Origin of the sequence: Prevotella sp. ne3005, from assembly GCF_900110085.1 — a bacterium.
Classification (GTDB): domain Bacteria; phylum Bacteroidota; class Bacteroidia; order Bacteroidales; family Bacteroidaceae; genus Prevotella.
Genome location: NZ_FOCK01000017.1, coordinates 1 through 8,086 on the forward strand (window position 1 = coordinate 1; position 8,086 = coordinate 8,086).

Sequence of the window (8,086 nt, forward strand, 5' to 3'; positions counted from 1 at the left end):
GCATCTGGCGAAGAACAGCGCCTTGTAAGCAGTCTGAAAATCGTCGTCGTCCGTCTGCTGCTCATTGTAGGTGTTCAACGCCTCGATGAGAGTAAGGATCTCACTTCTCAGTGTCAGCCGACACATTTGGGAACCGCTGCACGCTGTGCAATCAGTCCCCGCAGGTTGGAGCCAGTCGGCTCCCGGTAATTCTAGTTTCTTCATGTTTTGTTGTATTGTCAGTTAAAAAATTGGTTTATAGCTTCCACCCAAGAGCCCGCTCCCGGTGGAAATGAATGGTTTTGTTTACTGTCTGTGTCGCATAATGTCCTCCTATAGTTTAGAGGGTTACACAATCGGTTTAATATCTCTCAGTTTCCCAACACACGTGGGGTGATCAAACGCAGAAAACGCATCGGGCCTACCACAGCCCATAACAAATTAACTGCCCATCCCAAGCCCCACGTGATTTGGAACTTGAGTTTGGCAGTCGTCCTATCAATTGTTATTCTTTTTGTGGTAATTTAGATGCGTTTCAAGAGCGACCGAAACTCAATATGTCTTGATATCTTACAATATCGCCTGCAAAGATAGTGCAAATCGAGCAAAATACAAAATAAATCGCGATTTATTTTTATTTTCGAGATGCAGCCTATATTCGGCGAAGCCAAAATTAATGAATATCTTTCAAAGTACCAAACAAAAGCCTATCAAAGTTAAAAAAATCCCCCCATCGTTTCACAACGACAGAGGGATACCAACAATCATCTAATAATAAATAGGCCTTTATTTCGTATTTTCTTTATCTGATTCTGCTTAACAGCTCACTCGCCGATGTCTCTTGCATCTTGATGTAGGCGAAGAGTTTCTTGCCTGCATCCTTCAAGCAGGCACCAAACAAATAGACCACATCATCAATAATCAGGAAGCGATCATGATTCCGCTGGCAGATATTGACTGCGATGGGCGGGTACTGCTGGTTATGGCGCTGCACGTCCAATCGGAACTGCTCGGCAGTTTGTTTGGTGTAGATGGTGGCCGACACATCAACATTCCGCTTGCTGAGCATCATGAGCGTGGTCTCATCAACATAGTTGTCTACAAGAACTATGGAACGATGGGCCTGTTTGATAAGGTTCACGATCTGTACATAGGCATCGAATATCTGCCCATCGTAGAAGATGCCCTCAACAGGAGGCAGGGATGAGCGGACGAAGAAATCGACCTTACTTTTCAGATCCTCAATCTGGTTCCCTTGTTTTGACACAGTACGTTCCAATTCACTAATACGCTGATTTACAATGTATCCTTTAAACAAATACTCTTTTAAAACATTGTTTGCCCATTGACGGAATTCTATACCTCGTTTGGTGTTAACCCTAAAGCCCACAGAAATTATTGCATCAAGATTATAGAACTCGACTTTTCTTTTAACGATGCGAGAACCTTCTTTTCGAACTAGTTCCAAAATGGAACACGTTGCCTCTTTCTTTAATTCTTCACATTCATAGACATTTAATAGGTGTTTAGTGATAGCTTGACGTTTAGTCCCAAAAAGGTCTGCCATTTGGGCTTGACTAAGCCACACTGTCTCATTCTCAACTCGTACTTCCAGCCGAATGGTTTCATCCGGTTGGTACATCACAATCTCACCTTTGTTGCCAGATTCAATGCTTTGCATACTATCAAATTTAGAGTTCAACATTCTTGTTGGGGACAAAGGTAATAATAATCCCTGACACAACAAAATTTATTCGCCGAAATTATCACTTTTTATTCTCTTTCCGACAAAACCAAAGCCCCTTCCGCCCCTTTGTCGCAAATCACCCACCCTGTCGCAACAAACAAACGAAGAAATTGGTTAATCCTTTGGGATTAGCCCAAAATCGCCTTACCTTTGCATCAGTAATTTTTTCATATTGCTTTTGGTTTTAGTTATTTAGTTAGTAGTTTTTCTTTTTCATATTGAGTTGATTTGTTTGTTAGAACGAGAACGAGGCCTGCAGTGATGCAAGCCTCGTTCTTTAGCTATACTAGTCTATATATGTGAACTAAAGATAGTGGCCATAAAAAGAATCTATACATTTTCTTCATATCAATATCCAATTAAAGCCTTATAGTCTGTATTTCTTGCAATCTCCTTCCCCTTCTCCGTTGCCAGTCTATCAGGATCTGGAATAATACCTACTCGCCACAAGTCCAGACGATCAGAATCGAAGCAGGCATCAATAGTGGGATTGCCAGTTTTGTGCTCTATGGTATGAAGACGGCAAGCGTCTTTCAGTAATCCGATCTCCTCATCAGATACATCCTTCAAATATGTATTCCGCAACGTATCTATCCAGACAGCCGCCCGCTCACCATGATCTATATCCTCCCAATCATCCATGCGACATGAATCATGAAGGTAGGCAAACAGTCCCACCACAAGCGGATTCACACCTGGCGCCAATAGTCGCTTCCCATTTTCATACACACGATCCCAATGACTTATTCCATGCAATGTTCCGAGTGTCCATTGCGAGTGTACGTATTCACGTATTTCTTCAATTTTCTTTTGCATATTACAACTTATTAGATTCTCCCATAGAATATTCTACCCAAAGTGGATCCCTTTTCAATCAGAATCCGCCAAAACGAATGTCGACTTGTTGATAAGTCTGGCTCTAACAGATAACAAATGTATTCATGATCACCTTCCCCATTTTTCCATTTTGACTGATTCTGCCTCATGTCATCCTCAATCTGCATGATGATATTTTCATCTATTGGACATTCGAACTCAATATCAGCCCCACCAAAATAGTCTCCTGTGAAGTCTGCCAACGTTTCACGACATTCCTTGACAACAAAATTAGGAAGTACAATGCCACACTCTTTATCAATACCCCTTTTTGACGTATATTCACCATTAGGTATGCATGGGTATGCGTTCGTCAAACTTAACTGCCCACTATCTATTGCTTTCTGGTAGTCTTTTCCAAACTTCCATTCTAGGTAACTAACTCCTGTACTATTATATATCGTATAGATAAGGTAACCTACAAGAGTAAGAACTATAATACCAATGATACATCCCGCAATTGGAAAATCTATCACAAACTTAATAGCGACTCCAATTATCATCACTATAATAATAAAGGTAATATAACAACCCAGTCCCTCTTTTATATCGTCCATAAACAGATGTTTTTATTTGTTGATACTATCAAAAATGTAGAAGAACAATTCCTAAATAGAGGTTTAGCCCTAAGAGTAAGAGATAAAGTATGACAAATATGACGATATTCACCATCTGATAAGTAGTGTGCCACTTCTTGGCAACCCAATTCAAATCTTCTACACATAAGTCAAACGCATAGTCGAAAGGCAGATGATAGTGTTTAAGCATTCTGATGAAGCCATATACATAAACCATACCATAAAGTGCCAAAATGATGGTTAATAGCAGTCTGTTCACAGAAAAGGACTCCCATATCTTATATATAGTGACACCTGCGGGAGCCAATCCTGACAATGCCAAGACCGTTCCTTGCACCCATAGGTTAAAAACCACAGAGATTTGCTTGTAGGTAAGTCCAAAGAGCTTACCTAACAAGAGCAGGAACAGCACACACAGTCCGAATGGCAGCAACGCCAAATCAACCCATCTGAATTTTCTTCCCATAAGCAAAGACTCCTTTGCATAAACCCATGCGAGTTTTGCATACTTGATTGTTGAATTAAACATGAGAACAAGTTTTAGTGAAACACATCTGGGAGTCTCCCAAATGCGGGTGCAAAGGTACAACTTTATTTTGGAATCTCCAAATTCTCATATAATCCACTCAATATCAATCATTTACGTTTTTGGCACGATTTTTGCAGCATTATGGTTCTGCAATGTATTTATGACACGATTGGATGCAACATCAGGGAATCTGATTTAGCAATTCCTTTGCATCAGCATTGTCAGGATCTAGTTTCAGTACCCTGTTTCCATACTCTGCGGCTTCTTTATAGAATTTGTGCTTAACAAACAAATATGTGGCAGCCAGATAGTTTGCAATTGCATTCTCTTTATCGCCTATCAATTCATAGATTTCTCCTTCATTAATGTAAGGTCTTGCATTTGTAGGCTTCATTTCTATCACCTTATTGTAGCTTATAATAGCCGAATCATACTTTTCCATGACGGCATACACATTACCCTTGGTTTGATAAAGGTAGTAATCTGCTGGATTTGATTCCAGTTTCTTATCCAAGATTCCCAAAGCCTTATTTGGATTACCTGTAGCAGCCAAAGCTTCTGCATAAGCTATTGTCAGATTCATTTTGTCATCCTCTCCGATGAGCGTGTCGCCTATAGCAACAACAGTAGCCCAATCACCTTTTTGATAAGCTTCTGCAAACAATTCGCCTGCAGATTTCTTCACTGAAGCAGTCTGTTTTGGCTGCTTACTTTGGCATGCCCCCATTAACATGAGTCCGCCTAATACCAATATGAAAGCTATTCTTTTCATTATATATCCTTTTCAAATTGATTATGATTTATCAAGTATAAATTGTCGCAGCCGTGGGGGAAGCCGTGGGGACAGGCGTCAAAGCCGTGTGGACAGGCGTCAGAGTCATACAGCCGTCATACCCACGTTCTGCTCCCAAGGCTAATTTGGTTATTGTCTCTACTGACAATCTTCTTCATCGTTATCATCCCAACCAATAAACTCATTCATATAGTTTTTTTCTAACTTTCCATTATGATTATTAAATTCTGATTTCTTGTATCCTGATATTTTTTCTCTTAAGTAATCAAGTTCCCTATTCCACTCATCATCGTAATCATTATTATAAGGACTAAAATGTTCATTTTCACTCATCCACAAAGGGAATTCCTTTCTTACTCCATCTTTTATTATGAACACATTTTTAAACTGCTTGTTATAGAAGGAATATACAGCATCATATTCTACAGGCAACACAATTTCATCTTTTGTATTTATAATACCCCACTTTTCTTTTCGGTTTTCATGCCTATAGGCTTCGTCAATATAATAAACTCCTTTCTTTTTCACTCTTGATAGTCCAAAACAAAAACCATCTATAAAATCGTATTCTCCAAAAGGAACAATTACTTTTCCTGTATTGCCTTGTACAGCACCCCATTTCCCATTTATACAAATTGACCTTATCCCTTCCCCCCATCTTTCTTCATCACCAAGATTGTAATAGAAATCAATCCTAATATCGGAAATTAACGTTTCCCAATCTATTAAATTGTTTGATCGTTTATATATTATAAGATATGGAGAACACCTTTTTCTTTCATCTCCAACCCACATAATAGGATAGAAATTCGTGTTTTCTTTAACTACACGTTTATGTAGATTGTCCCATGTATAAAAATCGCACTTGGGTATTATTCCTTGATAATCACTTAGCTTAGTAATATCTTTAATATACCTTACATGCGTTGGCTCAATTAGTTCATATAGAACTTCATCCTGAATAAATTTTTTTTTAATTTGCATATAGGTAACTTTTAATTACGTGTATAAAAGATTAGATTCCTTTTGCTCAATTTCTTATTAACAATTCAAAAACATTTATAAAGTCTATACCTTCTTCTTCCAGCATAGTCTGTTGTCTGCCTGAAATACGAGGATCCTTGCCACAGATTAAAGCACAGGTAGCTGGTTTGATGGAATTATAACCTTTAGCCTTTATGACCTCAACTATCTGCCAGTATCCTTTTTCCTTGGAGTCGAATCGGCAGAAACTTCCATCTTCTTTATACCATCCGCAATCCACATTGTTTACGTAATACCAGACTTTGGAATGAGAACCGGCCCCGTTTGCCTGCTGCGACCTAAAGTCAAATTTGTCGGCATAGTCTATCAGTGGGCTTCCCCATACGAATTGTTCTTCTTTAAAATAGGTGTCGAAATCCAAAACCTTGTCTTCTACACCCAATGCTTTCGCCATTTCAGTGATAGCTTCGCCTACCCTAAAGGAGTTTCCTCCGACTCGTATCTTTAGGTGCTTTGTCAAAAGTAGTCGTTTCAACATGGCTGCATATTGTTTGCTATCACTAAATAAACGGTGGGTAAACTTATCCTCGTCGTACAAAGCTAGTTCCTCTCCTTCATTATCATGCTTATCAATGAAGGATCTGATTGTTCCATCCAAGTCGTTCTCGTCTATGTTCTGTACAGAACCTCTGTATTCTTCATCATAGTCATAATGCAGATCGGCACCATTATCCTCCAATGTTTTTGCCGTTCTTATCAGTAAAGCATCATTAATCATCCAACTATACATATAATAATGATTATGATCTGAAGATTCCTTTTTAAAGAGGAAGTTGTAACTACCCACTCTTGAAACGCAGTGACACAACCAACTGAAGTTGAATTTATCCTCATAGTAGCTAGGATTTAATCTTTCCTTATGATCATATAAATTTTCTAGTAACTCGTCGTTTTTCTTAGGGAGTCCAAAGCGTTCATGCCAATAATTCAGCATCGCATTATTCTTTTCGATGAAGTAACTGTATGGCTCTTTCGTTAATATGTAGCTATAGCACAAATTGATAACATATAAAGGATATCTTTGCTTTGTCTCGTTGATATCGTTAGACAGGAGACAATCCTCATCGAATATATCCATAGCGACAAGGTACTTCAACTTTTCAAGGTTGAGGTAAAGAACTGCCATTTCAAGTTCCTCACGATAGGTAAGATGTTCAATAATAGTTTTTTTCATATTATTTTTTATATTTTTTAGTCAGAGGAGCAAAGTTGTCAAGGAATAGGTCTGTATATTTAACAAAGAAATCAAACATTATAGGTTGATCTTCTTCGGAGAGAAAACTCTCTAGTCATTGGGACAGGTGCTTGGGTATGCCCCATACGCCAATGACTGTTTTGTCCCAGTGACTGTTTAATTACACTATACTTCATTTGACAGCCTTCAGCAGCAAATGGCCGGTAAGTATAGCTAACAGTCTGGCCTTCTATATTTATGCCTATGGATAGAAATAGTAATATCAAAAAGCTTCTCATACGGTTTTGTTATTTATTGCGGCAAAGATACTAATATTTTCCGAGACAGACTGAAAATTCTGATTATTTTTTTAGAAAACTCTCAAAATAGTTGGCAGAGTAGATGAAAAGCAGTACCTTTGCACCAATAGATCGCGTACTATGTTAGAAGATTATTTATTCGAAGACGAGATATTTGATGGCGAGCTGGGGCAAGTGTGGCTTGTGGCCGAGGCACCATCGAGGGATATTGCTGAGCAATTGGCTGATCTGCATACTCTGAAGGGTGCAGGATTTATCAGCATGCTGAAGGAGATAACCCAGCAAAGAGCCTTTTGTCCTTTGGAGGGTGAAAGTAATATCTATACCACTGGTGGAACAAAGGAAGATGATTATAACAATCTACTGAATGCCGCCCGCAAGGCTGTAGAGCACGGCTACAAGGTATTCATCCTACCCAATCCCAAAGGCATCCGAACAGCCGATTTCATCTTTGAACGAAGGGGGGTGTATAAAATGTTCGACCTTAAGACGATTTCTGGAAAGAATTCAATAGACAATCGTTTGTCGGAGTCTGTTGGACAAACTAATCGTGTGCTACTCAATATGACTATTGACTATTCGCCTAGTATATTGGCTCGTAACATTAAACATTACTTTGAGGCAAATTTTAATGCAAAAGAAGTTTTGGTATTCAAGGGTAAGAAGCAATTGTCGGTAACCCGAAAGAGTTTGGAAGACAAACGTTTTTTCCAAACCTTTATTTGCCGCTACATTAAATAATTACAAACAAATAAATGAGTCACTCGGAAGTGGCTCATTTAAAATGGAGTAGTGTCGATAAAGTCTTGCTCCCCCGCGGGATTCTGCCCGGATAGCCAGAACTTTCATTCTGACGCTGCAAAGATACGAAAAAGCGAGCAAACTACCAAATAAATCTCGATTTATTTTTTTTTCAAGCGCGCTCGAGATGACAAAAGAAGGAATAACACCTATTTCAAAACGATGATGTCGCTCCAGCGGGTGGTGGGGTTCTTGCTCTTGTGGTCTTGTTTCATGGCGTTGGAGAAGACATCGGCCTTGCCCTT

At 39.1% G+C, this 8,086-nt stretch carries 9 protein-coding genes; 1 reads left to right on the forward strand and 8 read right to left on the reverse strand.

Annotation, left to right across the window (positions count from 1 at the left end; genetic code table 11):
• Positions 1 to 781: 781 nt before the first annotated feature.
• From BMY16_RS15155 to BMY16_RS15185, 7 genes are all read right to left on the reverse strand, one after another.
• Entirely contained in the window at positions 782 to 1,660 is an 879-nt protein-coding gene (locus tag BMY16_RS15155; protein ID WP_091844197.1) for a virulence RhuM family protein, read from the reverse strand.
• 414 nt (positions 1,661 to 2,074) lie between these two features.
• Entirely contained in the window at positions 2,075 to 2,482 is a 408-nt protein-coding gene (locus tag BMY16_RS15160) for a hypothetical protein (protein WP_244513084.1), read from the reverse strand.
• 71 nt (positions 2,483 to 2,553) lie between these two features.
• Positions 2,554 to 3,159 carry a hypothetical protein gene (locus tag BMY16_RS15165; protein ID WP_091844187.1) on the reverse strand — a complete coding sequence of 202 codons (606 nt, stop codon included), beginning with the start codon at positions 3,157 to 3,159 and terminating at the stop codon, positions 2,554 to 2,556.
• 28 nt (positions 3,160 to 3,187) lie between these two features.
• Positions 3,188 to 3,709: a hypothetical protein gene (locus BMY16_RS15170; protein WP_170836144.1), complete on the reverse strand. Its 522-nt coding sequence runs from the start codon at positions 3,707 to 3,709 to the stop codon at positions 3,188 to 3,190.
• Between the two features lie 181 nt (positions 3,710 to 3,890).
• Positions 3,891 to 4,481: a hypothetical protein gene (locus BMY16_RS15175; protein WP_091844190.1), complete on the reverse strand. Its 591-nt coding sequence runs from the start codon at positions 4,479 to 4,481 to the stop codon at positions 3,891 to 3,893.
• Between the two features lie 159 nt (positions 4,482 to 4,640).
• Positions 4,641 to 5,486, reverse strand: a complete 846-nt coding sequence (locus tag BMY16_RS15180) for a WG repeat-containing protein (protein ID WP_091844192.1) — start codon at positions 5,484 to 5,486, stop codon at positions 4,641 to 4,643.
• Between the two features lie 46 nt (positions 5,487 to 5,532).
• The gene (locus tag BMY16_RS15185) at positions 5,533 to 6,720 is read right to left on the reverse strand and encodes a hypothetical protein (RefSeq protein WP_091844194.1); all 1,188 of its coding nucleotides are present in this window, start codon (positions 6,718 to 6,720) and stop codon (positions 5,533 to 5,535) included.
• Between the two features lie 440 nt (positions 6,721 to 7,160).
• Between BMY16_RS15185 and BMY16_RS15190 the strand changes: the two genes are divergently transcribed.
• Positions 7,161 to 7,781, forward strand: a complete 621-nt coding sequence (locus BMY16_RS15190; protein WP_091844196.1) for a hypothetical protein — start codon at positions 7,161 to 7,163, stop codon at positions 7,779 to 7,781.
• A 209-nt stretch (positions 7,782 to 7,990) separates the two neighbouring features.
• On the opposite strand, the gene BMY16_RS16070 is transcribed toward BMY16_RS15190, so the two are convergent.
• Positions 7,991 to 8,086 (reverse strand): DUF4113 domain-containing protein (locus BMY16_RS16070; RefSeq protein WP_139207260.1); only part of this gene is annotated, 96 nt, incomplete at its 5' end.

Excerpts from the sequence above, each read along its gene's own strand:
- BMY16_RS15165 (WP_091844187.1), bottom strand. The coding sequence starts at position 3,159 with ATGGACGATATAAAAGAGGGACTGGGTTGTTATATTACCTTTATTATT.
- BMY16_RS15180 (WP_091844192.1), bottom strand. The coding sequence starts at position 5,486 with ATGCAAATTAAAAAAAAATTTATTCAGGATGAAGTTCTATATGAACTA.
- BMY16_RS15155 (WP_091844197.1), bottom strand. The coding sequence starts at position 1,660 with ATGCAAAGCATTGAATCTGGCAACAAAGGTGAGATTGTGATGTACCAA.
- BMY16_RS15175 (WP_091844190.1), bottom strand. The coding sequence starts at position 4,481 with ATGAAAAGAATAGCTTTCATATTGGTATTAGGCGGACTCATGTTAATG.
- BMY16_RS15170 (WP_170836144.1), bottom strand. The coding sequence starts at position 3,709 with ATGTTTAATTCAACAATCAAGTATGCAAAACTCGCATGGGTTTATGCA.
- BMY16_RS15185 (WP_091844194.1), bottom strand. The coding sequence starts at position 6,720 with ATGAAAAAAACTATTATTGAACATCTTACCTATCGTGAGGAACTTGAA.
- BMY16_RS15190 (WP_091844196.1), top strand. The coding sequence starts at position 7,161 with ATGTTAGAAGATTATTTATTCGAAGACGAGATATTTGATGGCGAGCTG.